Genomic DNA, 26408 nt, shown 5'->3' with positions numbered 1-26408 from the left:
AGGATCTCTTTACGGTGAAGCTCCGCCATGCGCCTCAAACTCTCATTTCAAATCAAGCTGTTTCTGTGCCTGGTGGCCTTCTCCTGCCTGCTGCTGACTTGCATCGGCGCCTACACCTATTACCAGTTGGATGCGCAGCTGCACCGCGATCTCGGCGCCCGCGCCCAAGTGCAGGCGCGGGAAATCGCCCTCATTCCTTCGCTGGTGGACGCAGTGGAAAAACACGACGCCGCCAGAATTGCCGCGCTGATGAAAAAAATCCGCGCCAGCAGCGACGCCAGTTATATCGTCATCGGCGATAGTCATGCCCGCCACCTTTATCATTCCGAATACGAAGGCCGCCTGGGTACGCCGATGATCGGCGGCGATAATAAAGAGGTGCTGGAAGGGAAAAGCATTATTTCCATTCGCAAGGGCGGCATTGGCGTTTCATTGCGCAGCAAGGCGCCGATCCTGGATGAAAATAATCACGTGATCGGCATCGTTTCCGTCGGCTATTTGAAATCGCACATAGATAATTTAAATGCCAGGACGTTGACGCAAATTATCGGCTCCATCGTCCTGCTGCTGATCGCCCTGTTCGTCTTTTCCTGGCTGCTGTCGAAAAACCTCAAGCGCCAGATGTTCTGGCTGGAACCGAAAGAGATCGCGCTGCTGGTGCGTCAGCAAAAAGCGCTGCTGGAAGCCATTTATGAGGGCGTGATCGCCATCGATCCACAGCAGCGGATCATCACCATCAACCATGCGGCGCGCGAGCTATTGGATCTGCACCAGCCGGCCGCCAGTTTACTGGGCCGGCCGATCGGCGACGTGATCCAGGCGCAGCCTGACTTCTTCGCCGCCGCGCAACTGGGCCAGGATACGCACGACGAGGTGTGCCGCTTCAACCACGTGCGGGTGATCGCCAGCCGGGTGCGCATCATGCAGGAGCAGGAGCTGCAAGGCTGGGTGATCAGCTTCCGCGACAAAAACGACATCAATACCCTGAGCAGCCAGCTCAGCCAGGTGAAACGCTATGCCGACAACCTGCGCATCATGCGCCACGAGCAGCTGAACTGGACCGCCACGTTGGCCGGGCTGTTGCATATGCAGCGCTACGACGAGGCCATTCGCTATGTGGAAGCCCAGTCGGAGGGTGCGCAGGAGATCCTCGATTTCATCTCGCAGCGCTTCAGTTCGGCGGCGCTGTGCGGCCTGCTGCTGGGCAAATATTCCAGCGCCAGAGAAAAAGGCATCGAGCTGCGCTTCGATCCGGCCTGCCAACTGCGGCAGATCCCGGCGGCGCTGAATGAGACCGAACTGATGTCGATCGTCGGCAACCTGCTGGATAATGCGGTGGAAGCGACGCTGCACTGCCCGGCTCCGCACGACGCGATCGAACTCTATATCAGCGACGGCAGCGACGAGCTGGTGATCGAGGTGGCGGATCGCGGCACCGGCATCGCCGAGGAGATTCGTGATACGCTGTTTGAACAGGGCGTCACCACCAAAGCGGATAAAAGCGACCACGGCATTGGCCTGCATCTGGTCGCCAGCCATGTGGCGCAGGCGCACGGCAGCATAGAAGTGTCGGACAACGAGCCGCACGGCGCGATATTCTCTATATTTATCCCTAAATAAAACCCATAACCCGATTTTTTGAGCACCCGATTATGTCACACCTAGCACTGGACGTTCTGATCGTGGAAGACGAGCCGCAACTGGCGACGCTGCACGCGGAGTTCATCGAGAAAAATTTCAACCTGCGGGTGGTGGCTTACGCCGCCACGCTGGCCGAAGCGCGGGCCAAAGCCAACGAGCATCAGCCGCGGCTGATCCTGCTGGACAACTTTCTACCGGACGGCCAGGGCATCGAGCTGATGGAAGAACCGGCGGTAAAAAACCCCGCCTGTTCGGTGATCTTCATCACCGCCGCCAGCGACATGCATACCTGCAGCCAGGCGATCCGCAACGGCGCCTTCGATTACATCATCAAACCGGTGTCCTACAAGCGGCTGCGCAATTCGCTCGAACGCTTCATGCAGTTCGTGCAGACCCAGCGCACCTTCAAGATCATCGATCAGGACAACGTCGATGCGCTGTATAACCTGCAGTCGAAACAGTTCTCCAGCGAGCCGAGTGCCAAAGGCATCGAAACCAACACGCTGGAGCTGGTGCAGGCGCTGTTTATCGCCCAGCCGGCGGTGGCGCATGCGGTGGAAGACGTGGTTGAGCAAGTCGGCATCAGCAAGACCACCGCTCGCCGTTATCTGGAATATTGCGTCGCCACCCAGTTCGTGCGGGTGGAGATGCTGTACGGCAATATCGGCCATCCGCGCAGGCTGTATCGCAAGGCCTGAGGCTGCCATCTGGCTGTCATACTAAGGCGATAACATGACGCCCGACGATATCCCCCTCGATATCGGCACCTGTCGTTAAAATTGATGAAATACTGATGACTTTTACCCGGCCTCTGGTCGGGTTTTTTATTATCCGAACGGCAGGCGCGGCGCCAAAATATCTCTCTGCGCCACACCGTATTATTTTCCCAAAAACCAAACCATTATGCCGAATAATGGCCGTCAATTTTGAGTCACGGGCCAAATTACCATAACTAATTAAAACCTTGATGTAAACCACTAATATCCCATTTAAATGACATTGAGGGTTGTCTCAGATATTCACTGTGTTAGGGTAAAAAGCTCTTTTATTTTGCTAAGGACAGCCCATAACGCGTTAATTAAACCAGAGGAAACAGCAAATTGCATGGCAATTAAACTCGAAGTAAAGAACCTGTATAAGATATTTGGCGAACACCCGGAACGCGCATTCAAACTGCTGGATAAAGGTCTGACAAAAGATCGGTTGTTTGAAAAAACCGGCTTATCGCTCGGCGTAAAAGACGCCACTCTGGCCATTGAAGAAGGCGAGATATTTGTCATCATGGGGCTCTCCGGTTCTGGCAAGTCCACCCTGGTACGCCTTCTCAATCGTCTGATAGAACCCACTCGCGGTCAGGTGCTGATCGACGGTGAGGACATCGCCAAAATATCTGACACCGCGCTGCGCACCGTGCGGCGAAATAAGATCAGCATGGTATTCCAGTCATTCGCGCTAATGCCGCACATGAATGTCCTGAATAACACCGCTTTCGGTATGGAGTTAGCCGGAATACCGCTGCAGGAGCGCCAGGAAAAAGCGCTGGATGCCCTGCGTCAGGTCGGGCTGGAGAATTATGCGCTGTCTTATCCGGATGAATTATCCGGTGGTATGCGCCAGCGCGTGGGATTAGCCCGCGCCCTGGCCAATAACCCGGATATATTATTGATGGACGAAGCCTTCTCGGCGCTCGATCCGTTAATTCGTACCGAAATGCAGGATGAGCTGGTGAAATTACAGGCTCAGCATCAGCGCACCATCGTGTTTATTTCCCACGATCTGGACGAAGCGATGCGCATTGGCGATCGCATCGCCATCATGCAGGGCGGTGAGGTGATCCAGGTCGGCACGCCGGACGAGATCCTGAACAACCCGGCCAACGACTATGTGCGCACCTTCTTCCGCGGCGTGGACATCAGTCATGTATTCAGCGCCAAGGATATCGCCCAACGGCGCCCGGTGACGCTGATCCGCAAAACCCCCGGTTTTGGCCCCCGCTCGGCGCTGCAGCTGCTGCGCGATGAGGACCGTGATTATGGTTATGTTGTTGAACGCGGGAAGAAATTTATCGGCGTGGTGTCGATAGAGTCGTTGAAAAAGGCGCTGTCCGCCAATCAAACGCTGGACGATGCCCTGCTCGAGGCCCCCGCCGCCGTGCCGGCCGACACGCCGCTCAGCGATCTGATTTCCCTGGTCGCCCAGGCGCCGTGTGCGGTGCCGGTGGTGGGCGAAGAACATAACTATCTCGGCATCATCTCCAAGGCCATGCTGCTGCAGGCGTTGGACAAGGAGGGCTCAACCCATGAGTGATACCACGCAAACCCAAGATCCCTGGGCTACCGCACCGGCCGATACCGGCGCCGCACCTGCCAGCGATGCCGCCGCCAACGCCGGTGACGCCTGGTCCAGCGCGCCGCCGCCGGCCGCACATGACGCCGCCGGGCAAAGCGCCGATTGGCTCAGCGGCGCCCCGGCGCAGCCGGAGCACTTCAGCCTGCTCGATCCGTTCCACAAAGCCTGGGTACCGTTCGACACCTGGGTCACGCAAGGCATCGACTGGCTGGTGCTGCACTTCCGCCCGCTGTTCCAGGGCATCCGCGTGCCGGTGGACATGATCCTGAGCGGCTTCCAACAACTGCTGCTGGGCATGCCGGCGCCGATCGCCATTCTGGTGTTCTCGCTGCTCGCCTGGCAGGTCTCGGGCCTCGGCATGGGCGCCGCGACGCTGCTCTCCCTGATCGCCATCGGTGCCATCGGCGCCTGGTCGCAGGCAATGGTCACGCTGGCGCTGGTGCTGACCGCGCTGTTCTTCTGCATCCTTATCGGCCTGCCGCTCGGCATCTGGCTGGCGCGCAGCAAGCATGCCGCCAAGGTGATTAGGCCGCTGCTCGACGCCATGCAAACCACTCCGGCCTTCGTCTATCTGGTGCCGATCGTCATGCTGTTCGGCATCGGCAACGTGCCGGGCGTGGTAGTGACCATCATCTTCGCACTGCCGCCGATCGTGCGTCTGACCATTCTCGGCATCAAGCAGGTGCCGGAGGATCTGATCGAGGCCGCCGAATCCTTTGGCGCCAGCCCGCGCCAGCTGCTGTTCAAAGTGCAACTGCCGCTGGCGATGCCGACCATCATGGCCGGCGTTAACCAGACGCTGATGTTGGCGCTGTCGATGGTGGTCATCGCCTCGATGATCGCCGTCGGCGGCCTGGGACAGATGGTGCTGCGCGGCATCGGTCGGCTGGACATGGGCTTGGCCGCCGTCGGCGGGGTCGGCATTGTGATCCTGGCGATCATTCTCGATCGCCTCACCCAATCGCTGGGGCGCGATCGCCGCAGTAAAGGCATCGGCCGCTGGTATCGCCGCGGCCCCATCGGGTTACTGACTCGCCCGTTCATCAAGCAAGCCTGACGCTTTTCCCGCCGGCGGCTGCGGCCCCGGCGGGCTATGACACCACCACATCGAAAGAGGGGAAACACTATGCGCACCACGGGCATCTGGGCTCTCGCCCTGACGACGCTGATTGGCTCACAGAGCGTGAGCGCGGCAGATTTACCCGGCAAGGGGATCGCGGTACAGCCGGTGCAAAGCACCATTTCCGAAGAGACTTTCCAGACGCTGCTGGTCAGCAAGGCGCTGGAAAAATTGGGTTACGACGTGAAAGAACCGCGTGAAGTGGATTACAACGTCGCCTACACTTCGATCGCCTCCGGTGACGCGACCTTTATCGCGGTCAACTGGGATCCGCTGCACGCCGATCAGTACAAGGCCGCCGGCGGCGACGCCAAGTTCTACCGCGAAGGCGTCTACGTCAACGGCGCCGCGCAGGGCTACCTGATCGACAAGAAAACCGCCGAGCAATACCACATCACCAACGTCGAGCAGCTCAAGGATCCCAAGATCGCCAAGCTGTTCGACACCAACGGCGACGGCAAGGCCGATCTGACCGGCTGCACCCCGGGCTGGGGCTGCGAAGCGGTGATCAACCACCACATCAAGGCCTATGGCCTGAGCAACACCGTCGAGCACAATCAGGGCAACTACGCGGCGATGATCGCCGACACCATTACCCGCTACAAAGAGGGCAAACCGGTGCTGTATTACACCTGGACGCCGTACTGGGTCAGCGATGTGATGGTGCCGGGCCGCGACGTGGTCTGGCTGCAGGTGCCGTTTTCCTCCCTGCCGGGCGAGCAGAAAAACGTCGACACCAAACTGCCTAACGGCGCCAACTACGGCTTCCCGGTCAACACCATGCGCATCGCCGCTAACAAACAGTGGGCCGAAGCCAATCCGGCGGCCGCCAAGCTGTTCGCCATCATGAAGCTGCCGATCGCCGACATCAACGCGCAAAACCTGCGCATGCATGAAGGCCAGGCTTCGGAAGCCGATATCCAGAACCACGTCAACGGCTGGATCAAGGCGCACCAGGCCACCTTCGACGGCTGGGTGAAAACCGCCGCCGCAGCGGCGAAGCCGTAACCGTTCAGGGGCGCCGCCTTTGCCGCGCCCCTACCCCACCATATCAATGCCGCTGAACTGTAAAAAACGTGTGGCGGCGTTCGATAAGGGCTGCGGCCAAATGCAATACACCTGGCGCCGCGGCCCGTCTTCAATCGGAATCGACACCAACGCGCTTAAGCGTTGCGCGGTCGAGACAGGTACGATACCCGCCGCCAACCCGCGCCGCACCAGATTCTCCAGCCATTCGATATGATCGATCTCAAAACTGACGTGCCGGCGGATGCCCGCCGCCAGGAAGGCGCGATCGGTTTGGCGCCGCGCGCCGGTGCCGCTGTAAAAATCCACCAGCGGCACTTCCGCCAGCGCTTGCAGGTTGACCCGCTCGCGGTTGGCCAGCGGGTGCTGCGGCGCCACCAGCGCCACCAGCGGCTCATCGGTCAACTGCCGGTGCGACATCGGCAGTAAATCGACATCGCCGGGCCAGATGCCGACAAACGCCATATCACACTTCTGCTGACGCACGTCCTCCAACAGGGCTTCGCTCATGCCAACGTAAAGGCGGATGTTCACCGCCGGATAGTGGCGATGAAACTTGTCGAGCTTTTCGGTCAGATCAATCGCGTTTATGGTTGAAATCGTGCCGATGGTCAGGGTGCCGGACACCGCATCGCCGGCGGCGGTCACCTCTTCCACCAGCGCCTGCTGCGCCGCCAACAGCCGCTGCGCCGACGGAATGAAAGCCTGGCCGGCGGGGGTCAACCGCACCCGGCGCGAGGTGCGTTCAAACAGCGTACAGCCCAGCTCTTCTTCCAGTTTGGCGATCTGGTGGCTGAGCGCCGACTGCACCGTATGGCAGCGCTGCGCCGCCCGGGTGAAACTCTGTTCTTCCGCCACCGCCAGCGCATAGCGGATCTGTTTCAGGTTCATGGCATCTATCTTGAAATGAGATAAATCAAATGAAAATTATACATTGGTTTCCGCAGACGCGTTGCCGGATACTGCGCGCTATCTTCTTCCCGTGATGAAAAAATCATGAACCAACAAAACGCCCATCCGGGCCTCAGCCCGGCGCTGACCGTGCTGATTGCCATCGCCACCGGCCTGGCGGTCGCCAGCAACTACTACGCGCAACCGCTGCTGGAAACCATCGCCACCAGTTTCAACCTGTCGGTCAACCAGGCCGGCTTTATCGTCACCGCCGCGCAGCTCGGTTACGCCACCGGCCTGCTGCTGCTGGTGCCGCTCGGCGATATGTTCGAGCGCCGCGGGCTGATCGTTTTCATGACGCTGCTGGCCGCCGGGGGCATGCTGATCACCGCCACCTCCGCCACGCTGCCGATGATGATCCTCGGCACCGCGCTCACCGGGCTGTTCTCGGTAGTGGCGCAGATCCTGGTGCCGCTGGCCGCCACGCTGGCCCACCCGGAAAAGCGCGGCAAGACCGTCGGCATCATCATGAGCGGCCTGCTGCTCGGCATCCTGCTGGCGCGCACCGTCGCGGGCGCACTGGCGTCGTTCGGCGGCTGGCGCACCATCTACTGGGTCGCCAGCGTGCTGATGATCCTGATGGCGTTGATCCTGTGGCGCGCGCTGCCGCGCTATAAGCAACACTCCGGGCTGAACTACCCGCAGCTGCTGGCCTCGATCTTCAGCCTGTTCTGCCGCACGCCGCTGCTGCGCACCCGCGCCATCCTCGGCGCCCTGTCGTTCGCCAACTTCAGCGTGCTCTGGACCTCAATGGCCTTTCTGCTCGCCGCGCCGCCGTTCAACTATTCCGAGGGGGTGATTGGGCTGTTCGGCCTGGTGGGCGCCGCCGGGGCGCTGGCCGCTTCGCGCGCCGGGCATCTGGCGGACAAAGGCAAGGCCGGGCTGACCACCACCGTCGGCCTGGTGTTGCTGCTGCTGTCCTGGATCCCTATCGCGTTCGCCAAACAATCGCTGTGGGCGCTGATCGCCGGCATCCTGATCCTCGATCTGGCGGTGCAGGCGGTACACGTCACCAACCAGAGCGTGATGTACCGCATCATGCCGGACGCGCGCAACCGCCTGACCGCCGGCTACATGACCAGCTACTTTATCGGCGGCGCGCTCGGTTCGCTGCTCTCCGCCTCGGCCTATCAACATGCAGGCTGGTACGGCGTGGCTGCCGCCGGCGGGGTGTTATGCCTGCTCAACCTGCTGACCTGGTGGCTCGGCAAGCACCACGATCCGCAGGGGCCGGCGACAATCTGATTATCGTGCAAATAGTCACTAAAGAAATTTATTAGCGGTGCAGGGTATAAACATTACTTACTCTCTGGTAATGTTCTGGGCATAAACTATTGAAGTCCTATCTACCCTGCGATCCACAACCATGCAAAGCCAAGCTGCAGACAGCCTCAATCCGCCCGCCGTCAGCGCCACCTTCGCCAACGGCGTCGTCGACAGTTTGCCGATCGTCATCGGGTATGTCCCGGTGGCGTTCGCCTTCGGCCTCAGCGCCGTCAAACTGGGTTTTTCCCCGCTGGAAAGCATTTTCTTCTCCTGCATCATCTACGCCGGCGCCAGCCAGTTCGTGATCACCGCCCTGCTGAGCGCCGGGATGTCGCTGTGGGTCTCCGCATTGACGGTGATGGCGATGGACGTGCGCCACCTGCTGTACGGCCCGGCGCTGCGTCACCGCATCGTCTCGCGCATGTCGCCCGGCAAAACGGCGATATGGGCCTTTGGCCTGACCGATGAGGTCTTCGCCGCCGCCACCGCCAGGCTGATGCGCAATAACCGCAGCTGGAGCGAAAACTGGATGCTGGGCATCGCGCTCTGTTCCTGGCTCTCCTGGGTGGCCGGCACCGCGCTCGGCGCGCTGTTCGGCAACGGCCCGCTGGAGCAGTTCCCGGTGATCGAGGCCTCGCTGGCCTTCATGCTGCCGGCGCTGTTTCTCAGCTTCCTGCTGGCCGCCTTCCGCCGCCCGCAGAGCCTGACCATCGCCGCCGCGCTGGCCGGCGCGCTGCTCGGCGTGGTGCTGTTCTCCATTCCGGTCGCCATTTTGGCCGGCATCGGCGCCGGCTGCATTGCCGCCCTGTGCCAGCCAGCCCCTGCGGAGGCCAGCCATGAACATTGATGTGCTGGTGATTGGCCTGGTGGTGGGCTGCGCCAATTACCTGTTCCGTTATCTGCCGCTGCGGCTGGCGCCGGCGCGCGCCCAGCCCGGCCTCAAACGCGGTAAAGCCGCCCTGTTGCTCGACAGCATCGGCATCGCCTCGATCTGCGCCCTGCTGGTGGTCTCCAGCACGCCGGTGGTGATGCGCGAACCGGACAAGCTGCTGCCGACGTTGGTGGGGTTCGCCGCGCTGGCACTGTGCTTCTACCGCAGCAAAAGCATCATTCTGTCGACGCTGCTCGGCGCAACGGCCTTTGGCGTCACATTAAAACTGTTAATGCTTTTCGGTGCAGGCTGACGCCGCTCCCGATCGTTTGGCTTCACACTGGCGTTTTCAGGCGCCACATCTTTACAAACACTGACAAATGACACGAATTGCTAAATTATCCGCACGGCTGAACATTTACATTATTTGTCACCGTCGTTACTATCTCGAACGAAATTAATGAGGCCCTAAATTATGGAAAGCTCGTTTGCCCCCATAGAACAAATGCTGAATTTCCGCGCCACGCGGCAGAAAGATTTCCCTTATCAGGAAATCCTGCTGACCCGCCTGTGCATGCACATGCAAGGCAAGCTGCTGGAAAACCGCAATAAGATGCTGAAAGCGCAGGGGATTAACGAAACACTGTTTATGGCGCTGATTACCCTGGATGCGCAGGAAAGCCACAGCATCCAACCTTCTGAGCTAAGCTCTGCCCTGGGCTCCTCGCGCACCAATGCGACCCGCATCGCCGACGAGCTGGAGAAGCGCGGCTGGATCGAGCGCCGGGAAAGCGACAACGATCGCCGCTGCCTGCATCTGCATCTGACGCCGCAGGGGGAAGAATTTCTCAGTCAACTGCTGCCGCCGCAGCACCAATGTCTGCATTTCCTGTGGTCCACGCTGACCGACGATGAGCAAAAACAGCTGGAACAGCTGACGCGCAAATTGCTGGCACGTCTGGATCAAATGGAAATCACAGAACAGTTACCCTAATTCACAATTTCTGTTCAGGTACCTACTTATGCGATCCCCATTTCACTGGAGATTCACCCCGCTGTTCGCCGTGTTGCTGCTGGCCGGGTGTGCTTCGACCGATAATATTGCCCCGCAATCCACGCTGATGGATCCGCAGAGCCTGCAGTTGGCTCAGCCGAAAGTCAGTTCGCTGGCCGTCAGCCCGCAGTGGTGGCGCGCCCTCAAGGATCCGCAGCTGGACGCCCTGATGACGCAGACGCTGCAAAGTTCGCCGACCCTGCGTCAGGCCGCCGCCCGCGTGCGCGAAGCGCAGAGCGTGGTAGGCGAAGCCAGCGCCGCCAACGGGCCGAACCTGGATCTGAACGCCAGCACCCAGCGCCAGCGCGTGCCGCAGAACGTCAATATGGGGCTGGGGTATCCGCATAAGCCGATCTATTCAAGCTCCAACTCGCTGGGGTTGAACCTGGCGTACGAGTTCGACTGGTGGGGCAAATACCGCAACCAGGTGAACGCCGCCAAGGCGCAAGTGAACGCAGCGCGCGCCGAGCAGGAACAGGCGGCGTTGACGCTGACCAGCTCGGTGGCGTCCGCCTACTACCAGCTGCAGAGCAATCTCGCGCTCGAGAAGCTGCTGCAGCAGGAAGTGAACAACAACGAGCGCCTGACCGCGCTGCGCCAACAGCGCTATCAGGCCGGCCTGACCGGCGTCGATGTGCCGCAACAAACCCAGGCGCAGTCCGACGTCGCCAAGCAGCAAATTCTGCAGCTGCAGTCGCAAATCGAACAGCTCAGACACCAGCTCGCCGCGCTGGCGGGCCAGGGCCCGAACGCCATGCAGCACCTGCGTCAGGTGCCTTTGCCCGCAGACAACCTGATGGCGCCGCAGGGCGAGCTGACGGCGGATCTGCTGGGCAAACGCCCGGACATCGCCGCGCAACGCCAGCTGGTGGAGTCTTACAACCAGCGCGTCAGCGCCGCGCGTAAAGAGTTTTACCCCAGCCTGACCATTTCAGCCTTCGCCGGCCTGATGACCACCAATACCAGTGGCACCAGCCCGAATCTGTTTGAAGCGGCCAGCCAGGCCTGGAACGTGATGCCGGCGATCTCGCTGCCGATCTTCCACGCCGGGGCGCTGCGCAGCAAGCTGGGCGAGGAATCCGCGCTGTATGACGAAGCGGTGGAATCCTACAACCAAACCATCCTGAATGCGGTACAGGAAACCGCCGACGCCATCACCATCCAGCAGAGTTCTGCGCAGCAGCAACTGCAGGCGGCGTCCGCGGCCCAGTCGATGCAACAGGTGTATCAGGTCGCCAACGCCCGTTACCAGGCAGGGATTATCGGGCGCGACGATCTGTTGACCAGCCAGACGCAGCTATTGCAGCAGCAACAGGCGGAGTTGAATGCCAGCAGCAATTTACTGCAGGCGAAGATAGGACTGATCCGCGCGTTGGGCGGTGGCTATCAGGCCCCGGCCGCAGCGGATTCGAAAGCATAATAATATAAGGCTTGGAGAACACCATGAGCGCAAGCGCGGAAACCCAAAACCCGCAGCAGCCGAGCGGCAAAAAGAAGCAGCGCAAATTTTGGCTGCTGTTGCTGACGGTTATTTTCATTGTTATAGGGGTGGCTTATTTAGTGTATTGGTTCCTGGTGCTGCGTCATCACCAGGAAACCGACGACGCCTACGTCTCCGGCAACCAGGTGCAGATCATGGCCCAGGTGTCCGGCAGCGTGAACAGCGTCAACTTCGACAACACCGACTACGTCAAGCAGGGCGACGTGCTGCTGACGCTCGATCCGACCGATGCCGAGCAGGCGTTTGAACGCGCCAAAACCGGCCTGGCCAACAGCGTGCGTCAGACCCACCAGCTGATCATCAACAGCAAGCAGTATCAGGCCAACATCGCCCTGCGCAAGACCGATCTGAGCAAGGCCGAGAACGATCTGAAACGCCGCGTGGTGCTGGGCAGCGTTGACGCCATCGGCCGCGAAGAGCTGCAACACGCTCGCGATGCGGTCGACAGCGCCAAAGCCGCGCTGGAAGTGGCGGTGCAGCAATACAACGCCAACCAGGCGATGGTGCTGAACACCCCGCTGGAACAGCAGCCGGCGATCCAGCAAGCCGCCGCGCAGATGCGCGACGCCTGGCTGGCGCTGCAGCGTACCAAGGTGATCAGCCCGATTACCGGCTATGTCTCGCGCCGCAGCGTGCAGGTCGGCGCGCAGATCGCCGCCGGTTCGCCGCTGATGGCGGTAGTGCCGGCCGATCACATCTGGGTTGACGCCAACTTCAAGGAAACGCAGATCGCCAACATGCGCATCGGCCAGCCGGCGACGGTGGTCAGCGACGTCTACGGCGACGACGTGGTGTATCAGGGCAAAGTGGCCGGTATCGACATGGGCACCGGCAGCGCCTTCTCGCTGCTGCCGGCCCAGAACGCCACCGGCAACTGGATCAAGGTGGTGCAACGCCTGCCGGTGCGTATTGAGCTCGACGCCAAGCAGGTGGCCGATCATCCGCTGCGCATCGGTCTTTCGACGCTGGTGACCGTCGATACCGCCAATTTGGACGGCCGCGTGCTGGCCGACGTGGTGCGCGACAAACCGCTGTATCAGAGCGACGCGCTGGCGTTGAATCTGGCGCCGGTTAACCAGCTGATCGCCGACGTGATCCATGCGAACGCCGGCTAAGCGCGCGGGAGGCCATCTTGCCACAGAAACCGCTTGAAGGTGCCCAGCTTGCCTGGATGACGGTCGCGCTCGCCATGGCGACCTTCATGCAGGTGCTGGACTCCACCATCGCCAACGTGGCGATCCCCACCATTTCCGGTAACCTCGGGTCTTCCAACTCGCAGGGTACCTGGGTGATCACCTCGTTCGGCGTGGCGAACGCCATCTCGATTCCGATCACCGGCTGGCTGGCGAAGCGTTTCGGCGAAGTGCGGCTGTTCCTTTGGTCCACCGCGCTGTTCGCCATCGCCTCCTGGCTGTGCGGCATATCCAACAGCCTTGGCATGCTGATCTTCTTCCGCGTGATCCAGGGCGTGGTGGCCGGGCCGCTGATCCCGCTGTCGCAGAGTTTGTTGTTGAACAACTACCCGCCCGCCAAGCGAGCGATGGCCCTGGCGCTTTGGTCGATGACCGTTATCGTCGCGCCAATCTTCGGGCCGATCCTCGGCGGCTATATCAGCGACAACTACCATTGGGGCTGGATCTTCTTCATCAACATCCCGATCGGCGTCTTCGTGATCGTGGCGGCGATGGCGACGTTGAAGGGGCGGGAAACCAAAACCGAGATCAAACCGATCGACACCGTCGGCCTGGTATTGCTGATCGTCGGCATCGGTTCTCTGCAGATCATGCTCGATCAGGGCAAGGAGCTGGACTGGTTCAACTCGACCGAGATCATCACGCTCACCGTCGTGGCGGTGGTGGCGCTGCTGTTCCTGGTGGTGTGGGAGCTGACGGACGACCATCCGGTGGTGGATCTGTCGCTGTTCAAGTCGCGCAACTTCACCATCGGCTGCCTGTGCATCAGTCTGGCGTACATGCTGTACTTCGGCGCCATCGTGCTGCTGCCGCAGCTGTTGCAAGAGGTGTACGGCTATACCGCCACCTGGGCGGGGCTGGCGTCGGCGCCGGTCGGGCTGATCCCAGTGCTGCTGTCGCCGATCATCGGCAAGTTCGGCAACCGGCTCGACATGCGCCGGCTGGTGACCTTCAGCTTCATCATGTATGCCGTGTGCTTCTACTGGCGCGCCTATACGTTTGAACCGGGCATGGACTTCGGCGCATCCGCCTGGCCACAGTTCGTTCAGGGCTTCGCCATCGCCTGCTTCTTCATGCCGTTGACCACCATCACGCTGTCCGGCCTACCGCCGGAACGCATGGCGGCGGCATCGAGCCTGTCGAACTTCACGCGAACGCTGGCGGGCTCGATCGGTACCTCGATCACCACCACCCTGTGGACGCAGCGCGAATCGCAGCACCATTCGCAACTGACGGAGTTCGTCAACCCGTACAACCCGCAGTCGCAGGAGATGTACCGGCAACTGGAGCAGCTCGGCATGAGCAAGCAGCAGGCGTCGGCGTATATCGCCAACGAGATCACCGCGCAGGGCCTGATCATCTCCGCCAACGAGATATTCTGGCTGTCGGCCGGGGTGTTCCTGGTGTTGCTGGTGCTGGTGTGGGTGGCGAAACCGCCATTCAGCTCCGGCGGCGGCGGGGGCGGCGGCGCTCACTAAGCTTCAATAAACGAAACGGGCGCCCTGGGGCGCCCGTTTTTTTATCCGACGTAGAAAATTACGCCTGATTCTGACGCCACCAGTCCGCCAGCAGAATGCCGGTCGCCACGGAAACGTTCAGGCTTTCCACCTTGCCGGTGCCGCCGATGGACACGTTCATATCGCCCTGCTGCCAGGCGCTGTCGCTCAGACCGTCGCGTTCCTGGCCCAGCACCAGCACCATCTTGGCCGGCAGCTTGGCCTGCGCCAGCGCGGTGCCTTTGTGGCTGGAGGTGGTGACGATGGTGTAACCCGCCTTGCGGAAGGTATCCAGCACCGACAGGAAATCATCGGCGTTGATCGCCTTGATGTGCTCCGCGCCGCCTTCTGCGGTGCGCACCGCCGCGCCGGATTCCAGCAGCGCCGGATCCTGCAGCAGCACGCCGTTGACGCCGAAGTGGGCGCAAGAACGAACGATGGCGCCCAGGTTATGCGGGTTGCCCACTTCTTCCAGCGCCAATACGCAGTCGGTCGCCGGCGCGCTTTTCAGGTAGGTCTGCGCATCCAGGCCCTGACGCTTTTTGATCAGGAAGCAGACGCCGCCGTGGTGCTCGGTGCCGGAAGCCTTGGCCAGTTCTTCTTCATCCACCACGTGGTAAGCTTTGCGGTTAGCCGCCATCCAGCGCAGCGCTTCGCGGAAGCGCGGGGTGACCGACTGCACGAACCAGGCGCGCACGATCGCTTCCGGACGGCTGGCGAACAGCGCCTGACAGGCGTTTTCACCGTAAACGCGGGTTTCTTCCGCGCGCTGGCGGCGCAGCTGCTCAGGATCGATAAAGCTTTTGCCGCTGATGCCGCCATGATCGAACGCCGGCTCTTCATTCGGCGCGCGCGAGACGGTTCTCCACGGCGACTCATTGCCACCGCGATCTTCAGAGCGCGCCGGACGGCGAGGACGATCGCTTTCACTGCGGCGGGAGTCGGCGCCGCGGCGATCGTTGCCGCCGCGCGCCTTGTCTTGACCGGTGCGGCCCGATCGCGCACCGTCAGCCGGACGGCCTTTGCCGGCCGGACGTTTATTCTTGTTACGGTCGTCGCCGTTGTCGTCGTCACTGCGGACGTACATCACTTTGACTTTACCGTTCTTGCCACTAAATGAATCGTTCATTGTCTTCTCCACCAACGCGCAGGGCGCGAAGATTACCTGATGTTGGTGCACGAAGCCACCAACTTGCGCTAAAAGCTCCCAACTATCACATCCATTGAACAAACCTCATTGTTCACGCGCCGGGTTTTGCCGATAATTGTCAGCATTAAAGAAACATCTCCGCAACCGCGTTGCGGGGACCATGCTTTGTCTGTACCCGAGGTCAACATGAATACAGTTTGTGCAGCTTGCAATGCCACCAACCGCGTGCCGGAAGAACGTCTGGCGGACAATGCGAAATGCGGCCGCTGCGGCCATGAGCTTTTCGACGGTGAAGTGATCAACGCCACCGCCGCCACGCTGGACCAGTTGCTGCAGGACGATCTGCCGGTCGTGGTCGATTTCTGGGCGCCGTGGTGCGGCCCGTGCCGCAGCTTTGCGCCGATCTTTGAAGACGTGGCCGAAGAGCGCGCCGGCAAAGTGCGCTTCGTGAAAGTGAACACCGAAGCCGAGCCGGAGCTGAGCGCCCGTTTCCGCATCCGCAGCATCCCGACCATCATGGTGTTCCGTCAGGGCAAGATGGTCGACATGCTCAACGGCGCGATGCCGAAAGCGCCGTTTGACAACTGGCTCAACGAGTTAGTGTGATTCGGCAAGTATAGGCCGTATCCCGCCATTGCGCGCGAACGCGCCCCGATCGAGCCCGCCCCTCCCGGCGGGCTTTTTTCTGCGTTACAATAGCGGTTTTTCCCCAGGATCGTTATGACCGACAACGCCGTACTTCGCCTGCGCCAATTCCGTTTAGACCGCGCCACCCGCCCTTTTTTGGCGCGCGGTTGCCGGGTGGCGCGTTGTCAGGGTTGCCTGCTGCCGCATAAAAACTGCCTGTGCGACACCATTCGCCCACAGCAGGCCGGCAGCCGTTTCTGCCTGATCATGTTCGGCGCCGAGCCGCTCAAGCCCAGCAACACCGGCCGCCTGATCGCCGATATCCTGCCGGACACCCAGGCGTTCCTCTGGTCGCGCACCGAGGTCGATCCCGCCCTGCTGGCGGCCATCAACGATCCGACACGGCAGCCTTATGTGGTGTTCCCCGCGTCCTACGCCGACGCCGAACGGCCGGTGTTCAGCGCACTGCCCGTCGGCGGCAAACCGCCGCTGTTCATCATGCTGGACGGTACCTGGGCGGAGGCGCGCAAAATGTTCCGTAAAAGCCCGTATCTCAATCAATTCCCGGTGTTTTCCCTCAACGTCGACGCCGCATCGGACTACCAACTGCGCGAAGCCAGCCGCGCCGAGCAACACTGCACGGCGGAAGTGGCCGCCGCCCTGCTGCAACAGGCGGGCGATCTGCCGGCCGCCGACGGATTGAATCAGCATTTTCGCTATTTCCGTCAACAGTATCTGGCGGGAAAACCGACCCGGCCGGAGGCATCGGTCACAGCAATGCAGCCATAAAGCGCCTAAAATCAGGCATAACGTTGCCAAAAGGAGCCGTGCATGAGCCAGCGAGGGTTAGAAGCGCTACTACGTCCCAAATCGATCGCCGTGCTGGGCGCTTCGCAGCAGCCGGGCCGCGCCGGCAACCTGATGATGAGCAACCTGCTGGCCGGCGGTTTCGGCGGCCCCATCCTGCCGGTGACGCCGCGCTACAAGGCGGTATGCGGCGTCATGGCCTATCCCGACGTCGCCAGCCTGCCGCTGACGCCGGATCTGGCGATCATCTGCACCCACGCCAAGCGTAATCTGGCGCTGCTCGACGCGCTGGGGCAGCGCGGCTGTAAAACCGCCATCGTGCTCTCTTCACCGCCAGAACAGTTCGCCGAGCTGAAAGCCTGCGCGCAGCGCTACGCCATGCGGCTGCTGGGCCCCAACAGCCTGGGATTGCTGGCGCCGTGGCAGGGCATTAACGCCAGCTTCTCGCCGGTGCCGATCCAAAAAGGCAAGCTGGCGTTTATCTCGCAGTCTGCCGCCGTCGCCAACACCATTCTCGACTGGGCGCAGCAGCGCGAAGTCGGCTTCTCCTATTTCATCGCGCTGGGCGACAGCCTGGATATCGACGTCGACGATCTACTCGACTTTTTGGCGCGCGACGGCAAGACCAGCGCCATCCTGCTGTATCTGGAAAACATCAGCGACGCACGGCGCTTTCTCTCTGCCTCGCGCAGCGCCTCACGCAATAAACCCATTCTGGTGATCAAAAGCGGCCGCAGCCAACAGGCGCAATTACTGCTCAACAGCCAGCAAGGGCTGGACGCCGCTTACGACGCCGCCATCCAGCGCGCCGGCCTGCTGCGCGTGCAGGATACCCATGAGCTGTTCTCAGCGGTGGAAACCCTCAGCCATATGCATCCGCTGCGCGGCGAACGGCTGATGATCGTCAGCAACGGGGCGGCGCTGGCGGCGATGGCGCTGGACGAGCTGCTCGGGCGCAACGGCAAGCTGGCGACGCTGAGCGAGGAGAGCCTGGCGAAGCTAAGCGATGCGCTGCCGGATTTCATTCGCGCCGGCAACCCGCTCGATCTGCGCGACGACGCCACGCCGCAGCGCTACCTGGCGGCTATTGAAGCGCTGCTCGACAGCCACGACTATGACGCGCTGCTGCTGATCCATGCGCCGAGTGCGGCGGCGCCGGGCACCGCCACGGCGCAGCGGCTGATCGACGCGCTGCACCGCCATGCGCGCGGCAAACGCATCACCTTGCTGACCAACTGGTGCGGCGAATACTCTTCTCAAGAGGCGCGCCGGCTGTTTACCGAGGCCGCCATTCCCACCTACCGCACGCCGGAAGGCGCTGTGACCGCTTTTATGCATATGGTGGAATACCGCCGCAACCAAAAGCAGCTGAAAGAGACGCCGGCGCTGCCGGTCGGCCTGACCGCCAATACCGCCGACGCCCACCGCCTGATCCATCAGGCGCTGGCCGAAGGCGCCACCCAGCTGGATACCCACGAGGTGCAATCCATTCTGCAGGCCTACGATCTGAGCACCCTGCCGACCTGGATCGCCGAAGACAGCGCCGAAGCGGTACATATCGCCGAACAGATCGGCTACCCGGTAGCGCTGAAGCTGCGTTCGCCGGATATCCCGCACAAGTCGGAAGTTCAGGGCGTGATGCTCTACCTGCGCACCGCGACCGAAGTGCAGCGCGCGGCGGAGGCGATCCTCGACCGCGTGAAGCGCACCTACCCTCAGGCGCGCATCCACGGCTTGCTGGTGCAGAGCATGGCCAACCGCGCCGGCGCCCAGGAGCTGCGCATCGCGGTAGAGCAGGATGCGATTTTCGGCCCGCTGATCATGCTGGGCGAAGGCGGCGTAGAGTGGCGCCAGGAAAATCAGGTGGCGGTCGCGCTGCCGCCGCTGAATATGGCGCTGGCGCGTTATCTGGTGCTGCAGGCGGTGAAAGGCGGCAAGATCCGCGGGCGCAGCGCGCTGCGGCCTTTAGATATCCCCGGGCTAAGCCGCTTGCTGGTGCAGGTCTCCAACCTGATCCTCGACTGCCCGGAGATCGCCCGGCTGGATATCCACCCGGTGCTGGCCTCCGGCAGCGAATTCACCCTGCTGGACGTGTCGATGCAGCTCGCGCCGTTCAGCGGCGATCCGCAGGCGCGGCTGGCGATCCGCCCTTATCCGCATGAGCTGGAAGAGACCATCGCGTTGAAAGACGGCAGCCAATGCCTGTTCCGCCCTATCCTGCCGGAAGACGAACCGGCGCTGAAGCATTTCATCGACCGAGTGACCAAGGAAGATCTCTATTATCGCTACTTCAGCGAGATCAATGAGTTTACCCATGACGATTTGGCCAACATGACGCAGATCGACTACGATCGGGAAATGGCCTTTGTGGCGGTGCGGGCAGACGAGATTATCGGCGTGACCCGCGCGCTGTCCGATCCGGACAACACCGACGCCGAATTCGCCGTGCTGGTGCGTTCCGACCTGAAAGGCCTGGGCCTGGGGCGTCAGCTGCTGGAGAAAATGATCGCCTATGCGCGCGCGCATGGCCTGACTCGTCTGAGCGGCATCACCATGCCGAATAACCGCGGCATGATCGCGCTGGCTCAGCGGCTGGGCTTTGGCATCGAGGTGCAGCTTGAGGACGGCATCGTCAATCTGACGCTGCCGCTGCGGGCCGACGGCGCGCAGTGACCTGCGTCGCAATGCGCTACGAATCCACCACTTAACGCCAAAACATACGCACAATCGGGGCAACTAATGGTATTATCGCCCGATTATTCGGTTTATTGTTTTTATGCCTGTGGCGTTCTGGCCATCAATCATGAGAGAAGAAACGCACTGTGATGTTGTCAAAATTTAAACGTAGCAAACATCAACAACACCTTGCACAACTGCCCAAACTCCCCCAGACGGTTGCTGATGTTCGTACGTTGTACGCGCCGTCCGATTTTCGCACCACGCTGCTGGACGCCATCGCCAACGCCACCCAACGCATCTATCTGGTGGCCCTGTATCTGGAGCATGACGACGCCGGGCGCGAGATCCTCAATGCGTTGTATCAAGCCAAACAGCGGCGGCCCGAGCTGGAAATCTGCGTACTGGTCGACTGGCACCGCGCACAGCGTGGGCGCATCGGCGCCGCCGCCGCCAATACCAACGCCGACTGGTACTGCGCCATGGCCAGCCAACATCCGGAACAGTCGGTACCGATCTACGGCGTGCCGGTCAATACCCGCGAAGCGCTGGGCGTATTGCATCTGAAGGGCTTTGTGGTCGACGATACCGTGATCTACAGCGGCGCCAGCATTAACGACGTTTATCTGCATCAGCATGAGAAATACCGTTACGATCGCTACCAGCTGATCACCAACGGCGTGCTGGCCGATACCCTGATCGATTACATCAAGCGGCATCTGCTCACCGCCGGTGCCGTACAGCGCCTCGATCGCAGCGATCGGCCGAAAAGCCCGGAGATCAAAAACGAGACCCGCCTGTTCCGTTTCGCCCTGCGCCGCGCCGGTTACCACTTCCGCGGCAAGGCCGGCAACGATGAGCTGGCGGTGACGCCGCTGGTTGGGCTTGGCAAGCAAAGCGTGCTGAATAAAACTATTCATCACCTGATGTCATGCACCGACCAGAAACTGACGCTCTGTACCCCCTACTTCAACCTGCCGGCGCTGCTGGTGCGCAACATCATTTATCTGCTGCGCCAGGGTAAACAGGTGGAAATCATCGTCGGCGACAAGACCGCCAACGACTTCTATATTCCTGAAGACCAGCCGTTCAAAATCATCGGCGCGCTGCCCTACCTGTACGAGATCAACCTGCGCCGCTTCCTGAGCCGCTTGCAGCGTTATATCGACACCGGCCAACTGATCGTGCGTTTGTGGAAGGATGGCGATAACAGCTATCACCTGAAAGGCATGTGGGTAGACGAAGAGTGGCAGCTGATTACCGGCAATAACCTCAACCCGCGCGCCTGGCGGCTGGATCTGGAAAACGCCATTCTGATCCACGATCCCAAGCAAGAGATGCGCGAGCAGCGGCAGAAAGAGCTGGAGTGCATCCGTACTCACACCACCGTGGTCGGCCACTATCAGGAGCTGCAAAGCATTCAGCAGTACCCGATCAAGGTGCGCAAGCTGATTCGCCGTCTGCGCCGTATCCGCATCGATCGGCTGATTAGCCGTATCCTGTAAGCGGTATGCTGACCCCGGCCAAGGCCGGGGTTTTTATTACAGCTGTATCTCCTTGCCTTTGCGATGCAACCGGAGCGAGACCAGCAGCGCCAGCAGGCACATGCCGGAGACATACCAGAAGAAAGCGTTTTCCACGCCAAACGATTTAAGCGACAGCGCGACATATTCCGCCGAGCCGCCGAACATGGCGTTCGCCACCGCATAAGACAAGCCCACCCCTAACGCACGTACCTCCGGCGGGAACATTTCGGCTTTAAGCAGCCCGCTGATCGCGGTGTAAAAACTGATGATGAACAGCGCCAATACGATCAGACCAAACGCCATAAAGGGGTTGGTCACCTCTTTCAAGGCAAACAGGATCGGCACCGTCAACACCGTGGCGAAGGCCGAGAAGATCAACATCGAGCTGCGACGGCCGATTTTGTCCGAAAACGCGCCTACCGCTGGCTGCAGCAGCATAAAGACGAACAGCGCGACGGTCATGATGGCGCTGGCCAACTTGGCGTCCATACCGGCGGTGTTCACCAGGTATTTCTGCATGTAGGTGGTGAAGGTGTAGAAGGTCAGTGAACCGGCAGCGGTAAAGCCCAGCACCATCAGGAACGCCTTGCGATTTTTCCACAACCCCGTCAGCGAACCGGCATCTTTGTGGTTACGCGTCTTCGCATCGGAGGTTTCATTCAGCGAGCGGCGCAGGTACAGTGCCACCACCGCCAACACGGCCCCCAGGGCAAACGGAATACGCCATCCCCAGGCCTTCAGCTCTTCAGCGGGCAATATCTGCTGCAGGATCACCAAGACCAGCAGCGCCAACAGTTGCCCGCCGATCAGCGTGACATACTGAAACGAGGCGTAGAAGCCACGCCGCCCCTTGATCGCCACCTCGCTCATATAGGTGGCGCTGGTGCCATACTCGCCGCCCACCGACAATCCCTGGAACAATCGAGCGATCAGCAGCAGCGCCGGGGCCCAGCTGCCGATCGATTCATACGTCGGCAGGCAGGCGATCACCAGCGATCCGGCGCACATCATGCAGACTGAAAGCAGCATGGAGTTTTTTCTGCCATGCTTGTCGGCAATATAGCCGAACAGCCAGCCGCCGATCGGCCGCATAAAGAAGCCGGCGGCGAATACCCCGGCGGTTTGCAACAGCTGCGTGGTGCTGTTGACCCGCCGGAAAGAACGAGGCGGCAAAGTAAATGGAACAGAAGGAATAAACGTAAAAATCAAACCACTCCACCAGATTGCCTGATGAAGCTCCGACGATAGCGAAAATGCGTTTCTTGTTATCCAGCGCCCCCTGTTCGACGCCGTGCTCATCCCCAAGAGCCGAGGTTGTTTCTGTCATGATATTTTCTCCGAGCCATAGCAATGATGAAATTCGGCTTCCTGCCGCCCTGGTTGTTACTTTATTGTTATTTATAAGTTAACAGCCAAACTTAATAGCGGACGAAGAATATCTGACATTCAGAGAAACAATGCGTTGGTTTTGTGATGAATATTAAACAGTACGATGAAAGCTGAAGCGGATTACAACGGGGATTTTCCATTTTTCCCATAGCAAAAAGCCCTGAACGTCAGTTCAGGGCATTTCGGCTTTGTTTGATGMCTSGMAGWGTCCTAMTCTCGCATGSGGAGACCCCACACTACCATCGGCGCTACGGCGTTTCACTTCTGAGTTCGGCATGGGGTCAGGTGGGACCACCGCGCTATTGCCGCCAGGCAAATTCTGTTTCATTCCAACCGCTTCACTCTCGTGTCGCCATCAGAACCAATCTCGGAACTTCGCTGAAAATCTCTCTAAAAACACCTTCGGTGTTGTAAGGTTAAGCCTCACGGATCATTAGTACTGGTTAGCTCAATGCATCGCTGCACTTACACACCCAGCCTATCAACGTCTTAGTCTTAAACGTTCCTTCAGGGRCCTTAAAGGYCCAGGGAAGACTCATCTTGAGGCAAGTTTCGCGCTTAGATGCTTTCAGCGCTTATCTTTTCCGCACTTAGCTACCGGGCAATGCCATTGGCATGACAACCCGAACACCAGTGGTGCGTTCACTCCGGTCCTCTCGTACTAGGAGCAACCCCTCTCAATCTTCCAACGCCCACGGCAGATAGGGACCGAACTGTCTCACGACGTTCTAAACCCAGCTCGCGTACCACTTTAAATGGCGAACAGCCATACCCTTGGGACCTACTTCAGCCCCAGGATGTGATGAGCCGACATCGAGGTGCCAAACACCGCCGTCGATATGAACTCTTGGGCGGTATCAGCCTGTTATCCCCGGAGTACCTTTTATCCGTTGAGCGATGGCCCTTCCATTCAGAACCACCGGATCACTAAGACCTACTTTCGTACCTGCTCGAGCCGTCACTCTCGCAGTCAAGCTAGCTTATGCCTTTGCACTAACCTCACGATGTCCGACCGTGATTAGCTAACCTTCGTGCTCCTCCGTTACTCTTTGGGAGGAGACCGCCCCAGTCAAACTACCCACCAGACACTGTCCTCACCCCGGATCACGGGGCCGAGTTAGAACATCAAACATTAAAGGGTGGTATTTCAAGGATGGCTCCACGCAGACTGGCGTCCACGCTTCAAAGCCTCCCACCTATCCTACACATCAAGGCTCAATGTTCAGTGTCAAGCTATAGTAAAGGTTCACGGGGTCTTTCCGTCTTGCCGCGGGTACACTGCATCTTCACAGCGAGTTCAATTTCACTGAGTCTCGGGTGGAGACAGCCTGGCCATCATTACGCCATTCGTGCAGGTCGGAACTTACCCGACAAGGAATTTCGCTACCTTAGGACCGTTATAGTTACGGCCGCCGTTTACTGGGGCTTCGATCAAGAGCTTCGCCTTGCGGCTGACCCCATCAATTAACCTTCCAGCACCGGGCAGGCGTCACACCGTATACGTCCACTTTCGTGTTTGCACAGTGCTGTGTTTTTATTAAACAGTTGCAGCCAGCTGGTATCTTCGACTGGCTTCAGCTCCATCCGCAAGGGACTTCACCTACATGCCAGCGTGCCTTCTCCCGAAGTTACGGCACCATTTTGCCTAGTTCCTTCACCCGAGTTCTCTCAAGCGCCTTGGTATTCTCTACCTGACCACCTGTGTCGGTTTGGGGTACGATTTAATGTTACCTGGAGCTTAGAGGATTTTCCTGGAAGCAGGGCATCAACTACTTCTGCACCGTAGTGCATCGTCATCACGCCTCAGGGTTAGTATGCAACCGGATTTACCAGGTCACACCCCCTACACGCTTAAACCGGGACAACCGTCGCCCGGCCAGCCTAGCCTTCTCCGTCCCCCCTTCGCAGTAACACCAAGTACAGGAATATTAACCTGTTTCCCATCGACTACGCTTTTCAGCCTCGCCTTAGGGGTCGACTCACCCTGCCCCGATTAACGTTGGACAGGAACCCTTGGTCTTCCGGCGAGCGGGCTTTTCACCCGCTTTATCGTTACTTATGTCAGCATTCGCACTTCTGATACCTCCAGCAACCCTCACAGGCCACCTTCAACGGCTTACAGAACGCTCCCCTACCCAACAACGCTAAGCGTCGCTGCCGCAGCTTCGGTGCATGGTTTAGCCCCGTTACATCTTCCGCGCAGGCCGACTCGACCAGTGAGCTATTACGCTTTCTTTAAATGATGGCTGCTTCTAAGCCAACATCCTGGCTGTCTATGCCTTCCCACATCGTTTCCCACTTAACCATGACTTTGGGACCTTAGCTGGCGGTCTGGGTTGTTTCCCTCTTCACGACGGACGTTAGCACCCGCCGTGTGTCTCCCGTGATAACATTCTTCGGTATTCGGAGTTTGCATCGGTTTGGTAAGCCGGGATGGCCCCCTAGCCGAAACAGTGCTCTACCCCCGAAGATGAGTTCACGAGGCGCTACCTAAATAGCTTTCGGGGAGAACCAGCTATCTCCCGGTTTGATTGGCCTTTCACCCCCAGCCACAAGTCATCCGCTAATTTTTCAACATTAGTCGGTTCGGTCCTCCAGTTAGTGTTACCCAACCTTCAACCTGCCCATGGCTAGATCACCGGGTTTCGGGTCTATACCTTGCAACTAATCGCCCAGTTAAGACTCGGTTTCCCTACGGCTCCCCTATACGGTTAACCTTGCTACAAAATATAAGTCGCTGACCCATTATACAAAAGGTACGCAGTCACACCACGAAGGTGCTCCCACTGCTTGTACGTACACGGTTTCAGGTTCTATTTCACTCCCCTCGCCGGGGTTCTTTTCGCCTTTCCCTCACGGTACTGGTTCACTATCGGTCAGTCAGGAGTATTTAGCCTTGGAGGATGGTCCCCCCATATTCAGACAGGATGTCACGTGTCCCGCCCTACTCATCGAACTCACGACCTGTGCATTTTAGTGTACGGGGCTATCACCCTTTGCTGCGCGACTTTCCAGACGCTTCCACTAACACACAAGCCGATTCAGGTTCTGGGCTCTCCCCGTTCGCTCGCCGCTACTMGGGGRAATCTCGGTTGATTTCGTTTTCCTCGGGGTACTTAGATGTTTCAGTTCCCCCGGTTCGCCTCATGCCACTATGTATTCATGACATGATAGTGTGTCGAAACACACTGGGTTTCCCCATTCGGGTATCGCCGGTTATAACGGTTCATATCACCTTACCGACGCTTTTCGCAGATTAGCACGCCCTTCATCGCCTCTGACTGCCTAGGCATCCACCGTGTACGCTTAGTCACTTAACCTCACAACCCGAAGATGTTTCCATCGTTCGYGCTGCAAACATTTGAGAGACTCTATGACAGGTTACTCTTTATCCCRRWRCTTCTACGGAGGGATAAATTTCAGCCGTCATGTTTCAATTTTCAGCTTGTTCCAGATTGTTAAAGAGCAAAATACTTCGCAGCACTGTCGCCAATATACTCTGAAGTATTGAAATACCGGACTATATGGTGGAGCTAAGCGGGATCGAACCGCTGACCTCCTGCGTGCAAGGCAGGCGCTCTCCCAGCTGAGCTATAGCCCCATACAGTCACGCGCAGTACCTTTTCCACTTCATGAGAAGTGGTAGGCCTGAGTGGACTTGAACCACCGACCTCACCCTTATCAGGGGTGCGCTCTAACCACCTGAGCTACAAGCCTATAAAGGTATTTCTGCTCGTTACTTTCTATCAGACAATCTGTGTGAGC

General features: G+C 59.6%; 19 protein-coding genes, 2 tRNA genes, 2 rRNA genes and 1 pseudogene. 16 read left to right on the top strand and 8 right to left on the bottom strand.

Annotated elements, in window-relative coordinates; all coding sequences use genetic code 11:
* Positions 1–27: 27 nt before the first annotated feature.
* Together L085_RS09450 and L085_RS09445 are read left to right on the top strand one after the other, a co-directional pair.
* Positions 28–1620, top strand: a complete 1593-nt coding sequence (locus L085_RS09450) for a sensor histidine kinase (protein ID WP_044030620.1) — start codon at positions 28–30, stop codon at positions 1618–1620.
* A 32-nt stretch (positions 1621–1652) separates the two neighbouring features.
* A complete protein-coding gene (locus tag L085_RS09445) occupies positions 1653–2339 on the top strand; it encodes a response regulator (RefSeq protein ID WP_004928904.1) in 687 nt (228 codons plus the stop codon).
* 16 nt (positions 2340–2355) lie between these two features.
* Here L085_RS09445 and L085_RS25280 read toward each other — a convergent pair whose 3' ends face one another.
* A complete protein-coding gene (locus L085_RS25280) occupies positions 2356–2619 on the bottom strand; it encodes a hypothetical protein (RefSeq protein WP_131165109.1) in 264 nt (87 codons plus the stop codon).
* A gap of 126 nt (positions 2620–2745) precedes the next feature.
* On the opposite strand from L085_RS25280, the gene proV reads away from it, so the two are divergent.
* From proV to proX, 3 genes are all read left to right on the top strand, one after another.
* Positions 2746–3948 (top strand): glycine betaine/L-proline ABC transporter ATP-binding protein ProV, encoded by a 1203-nt coding sequence (gene proV, locus L085_RS09440; protein ID WP_044030619.1) that lies wholly within the window; start codon positions 2746–2748, stop codon positions 3946–3948.
* Positions 3941–5047, top strand: coding sequence for a glycine betaine/L-proline ABC transporter permease ProW (gene proW / locus L085_RS09435; RefSeq protein WP_004928897.1), 1107 nt, complete (start codon positions 3941–3943; stop codon positions 5045–5047). The genes proV and proW overlap by 8 nt, the downstream gene beginning before the upstream one ends.
* A gap of 69 nt (positions 5048–5116) precedes the next feature.
* Positions 5117–6118 (top strand): glycine betaine/L-proline ABC transporter substrate-binding protein ProX, encoded by a 1002-nt coding sequence (gene proX / locus L085_RS09430; RefSeq protein ID WP_044030618.1) that lies wholly within the window; start codon positions 5117–5119, stop codon positions 6116–6118.
* Between the two features lie 30 nt (positions 6119–6148).
* Here the strand turns inward: proX and L085_RS09425 are convergent, their stop codons facing one another.
* Positions 6149–7027 carry a LysR family transcriptional regulator gene (locus L085_RS09425; RefSeq protein WP_044030617.1) on the bottom strand — a complete coding sequence of 293 codons (879 nt, stop codon included), beginning with the start codon at positions 7025–7027 and terminating at the stop codon, positions 6149–6151.
* A 105-nt stretch (positions 7028–7132) separates the two neighbouring features.
* Here L085_RS09425 and L085_RS09420 point away from each other — a divergent pair, with 105 nt between their 5' ends.
* From L085_RS09420 to emrB, 7 genes are all read left to right on the top strand, one after another.
* Positions 7133–8332, top strand: a complete 1200-nt coding sequence (locus L085_RS09420) for an MFS transporter (RefSeq protein ID WP_044030616.1) — start codon at positions 7133–7135, stop codon at positions 8330–8332.
* Positions 8333–8453: 121 nt separating this feature from the next.
* Positions 8454–9200 carry an AzlC family ABC transporter permease gene (locus L085_RS09415; protein WP_044030615.1) on the top strand — a complete coding sequence of 249 codons (747 nt, stop codon included), beginning with the start codon at positions 8454–8456 and terminating at the stop codon, positions 9198–9200.
* Positions 9190–9537, top strand: coding sequence for an L-valine transporter subunit YgaH (gene ygaH, locus L085_RS09410; protein WP_004928882.1), 348 nt, complete (start codon positions 9190–9192; stop codon positions 9535–9537). The genes L085_RS09415 and ygaH overlap by 11 nt, the downstream gene beginning before the upstream one ends.
* Before the next feature lie 162 nt (positions 9538–9699).
* Positions 9700–10218, top strand: coding sequence for a transcriptional repressor MprA (mprA, locus tag L085_RS09405; protein WP_004928879.1), 519 nt, complete (start codon positions 9700–9702; stop codon positions 10216–10218).
* A gap of 28 nt (positions 10219–10246) precedes the next feature.
* Positions 10247–11698: an efflux transporter outer membrane subunit gene (locus L085_RS09400; protein ID WP_044030614.1), complete on the top strand. Its 1452-nt coding sequence runs from the start codon at positions 10247–10249 to the stop codon at positions 11696–11698.
* Between the two features lie 23 nt (positions 11699–11721).
* A complete protein-coding gene (emrA, locus tag L085_RS09395; protein ID WP_015378875.1) occupies positions 11722–12894 on the top strand; it encodes a multidrug efflux MFS transporter periplasmic adaptor subunit EmrA in 1173 nt (390 codons plus the stop codon).
* Positions 12895–12908: 14 nt separating this feature from the next.
* On the top strand, positions 12909–14450 hold the full coding sequence (gene emrB, locus L085_RS09390; RefSeq protein WP_161800767.1) for a multidrug efflux MFS transporter permease subunit EmrB: 1542 nt from the start codon (positions 12909–12911) through the stop codon (positions 14448–14450).
* A gap of 58 nt (positions 14451–14508) precedes the next feature.
* On the opposite strand, the gene L085_RS09385 is transcribed toward emrB, so the two are convergent.
* The gene (locus L085_RS09385; RefSeq protein WP_015378876.1) at positions 14509–15597 is read right to left on the bottom strand and encodes a tRNA/rRNA methyltransferase; all 1089 of its coding nucleotides are present in this window, start codon (positions 15595–15597) and stop codon (positions 14509–14511) included.
* Between the two features lie 207 nt (positions 15598–15804).
* Here L085_RS09385 and trxC point away from each other — a divergent pair, with 207 nt between their 5' ends.
* From trxC to pssA, 4 genes are all read left to right on the top strand, one after another.
* Entirely contained in the window at positions 15805–16224 is a 420-nt protein-coding gene (gene trxC / locus L085_RS09380) for a thioredoxin TrxC (protein ID WP_004928868.1), read from the top strand.
* Between the two features lie 114 nt (positions 16225–16338).
* Positions 16339–17034, top strand: a complete 696-nt coding sequence (locus L085_RS09375; RefSeq protein WP_044030613.1) for a tRNA-uridine aminocarboxypropyltransferase — start codon at positions 16339–16341, stop codon at positions 17032–17034.
* A 42-nt stretch (positions 17035–17076) separates the two neighbouring features.
* Complete coding sequence (locus L085_RS09370) at positions 17077–19725, top strand: bifunctional acetate--CoA ligase family protein/GNAT family N-acetyltransferase (protein WP_044030612.1); 2649 nt, start codon at positions 17077–17079, stop codon at positions 19723–19725.
* Positions 19726–19877: 152 nt separating this feature from the next.
* On the top strand, positions 19878–21233 hold the full coding sequence (gene pssA, locus L085_RS09365) for a CDP-diacylglycerol--serine O-phosphatidyltransferase (RefSeq protein WP_044030611.1): 1356 nt from the start codon (positions 19878–19880) through the stop codon (positions 21231–21233).
* 36 nt (positions 21234–21269) lie between these two features.
* Here pssA and L085_RS09360 read toward each other — a convergent pair.
* The 5 genes and pseudogenes from L085_RS09360 to L085_RS09340 all read right to left on the bottom strand — a co-directional run bounded on the left by L085_RS09360 (position 21270) and on the right by L085_RS09340 (position 26360).
* Positions 21270–22581, bottom strand: a pseudogene (locus L085_RS09360) (MFS family transporter).
* A 259-nt stretch (positions 22582–22840) separates the two neighbouring features.
* Positions 22841–22956 (bottom strand): 5S ribosomal RNA (rrf, locus tag L085_RS09355).
* A gap of 99 nt (positions 22957–23055) precedes the next feature.
* Positions 23056–25963 (bottom strand): 23S ribosomal RNA (locus L085_RS09350).
* Between the two features lie 205 nt (positions 25964–26168).
* Positions 26169–26244, bottom strand: a tRNA-Ala gene (locus L085_RS09345).
* Between the two features lie 39 nt (positions 26245–26283).
* Positions 26284–26360: transfer RNA gene (locus L085_RS09340), tRNA-Ile, on the bottom strand.
* Between the last annotated feature and the right edge of the window lie 48 nt (positions 26361–26408).

It is taken from the genome of Serratia sp. FS14, from assembly GCF_000695995.1.
GTDB lineage: Bacteria > Pseudomonadota > Gammaproteobacteria > Enterobacterales > Enterobacteriaceae > Serratia > Serratia nematodiphila.
This window is presented reverse-complemented; position numbering and strand designations above follow the sequence as displayed.

Excerpts from the sequence above, each read along its gene's own strand:
- L085_RS09450 (WP_044030620.1), top strand. The coding sequence starts at position 28 with ATGCGCCTCAAACTCTCATTTCAAATCAAGCTGTTTCTGTGCCTGGTG.
- L085_RS09445 (WP_004928904.1), top strand. The coding sequence starts at position 1,653 with ATGTCACACCTAGCACTGGACGTTCTGATCGTGGAAGACGAGCCGCAA.
- proV (WP_044030619.1), top strand. The coding sequence starts at position 2,746 with ATGGCAATTAAACTCGAAGTAAAGAACCTGTATAAGATATTTGGCGAA.
- proW (WP_004928897.1), top strand. The coding sequence starts at position 3,941 with ATGAGTGATACCACGCAAACCCAAGATCCCTGGGCTACCGCACCGGCC.
- proX (WP_044030618.1), top strand. The coding sequence starts at position 5,117 with ATGCGCACCACGGGCATCTGGGCTCTCGCCCTGACGACGCTGATTGGC.
- L085_RS09425 (WP_044030617.1), bottom strand. The coding sequence starts at position 7,027 with ATGAACCTGAAACAGATCCGCTATGCGCTGGCGGTGGCGGAAGAACAG.
- L085_RS09420 (WP_044030616.1), top strand. The coding sequence starts at position 7,133 with ATGAACCAACAAAACGCCCATCCGGGCCTCAGCCCGGCGCTGACCGTG.
- L085_RS09415 (WP_044030615.1), top strand. The coding sequence starts at position 8,454 with ATGCAAAGCCAAGCTGCAGACAGCCTCAATCCGCCCGCCGTCAGCGCC.
- ygaH (WP_004928882.1), top strand. The coding sequence starts at position 9,190 with ATGAACATTGATGTGCTGGTGATTGGCCTGGTGGTGGGCTGCGCCAAT.
- mprA (WP_004928879.1), top strand. The coding sequence starts at position 9,700 with ATGGAAAGCTCGTTTGCCCCCATAGAACAAATGCTGAATTTCCGCGCC.
- L085_RS09400 (WP_044030614.1), top strand. The coding sequence starts at position 10,247 with ATGCGATCCCCATTTCACTGGAGATTCACCCCGCTGTTCGCCGTGTTG.
- emrA (WP_015378875.1), top strand. The coding sequence starts at position 11,722 with ATGAGCGCAAGCGCGGAAACCCAAAACCCGCAGCAGCCGAGCGGCAAA.
- L085_RS09385 (WP_015378876.1), bottom strand. The coding sequence starts at position 15,597 with ATGAACGATTCATTTAGTGGCAAGAACGGTAAAGTCAAAGTGATGTAC.
- trxC (WP_004928868.1), top strand. The coding sequence starts at position 15,805 with ATGAATACAGTTTGTGCAGCTTGCAATGCCACCAACCGCGTGCCGGAA.
- L085_RS09375 (WP_044030613.1), top strand. The coding sequence starts at position 16,339 with ATGACCGACAACGCCGTACTTCGCCTGCGCCAATTCCGTTTAGACCGC.
- L085_RS09370 (WP_044030612.1), top strand. The coding sequence starts at position 17,077 with ATGAGCCAGCGAGGGTTAGAAGCGCTACTACGTCCCAAATCGATCGCC.
- pssA (WP_044030611.1), top strand. The coding sequence starts at position 19,878 with ATGTTGTCAAAATTTAAACGTAGCAAACATCAACAACACCTTGCACAA.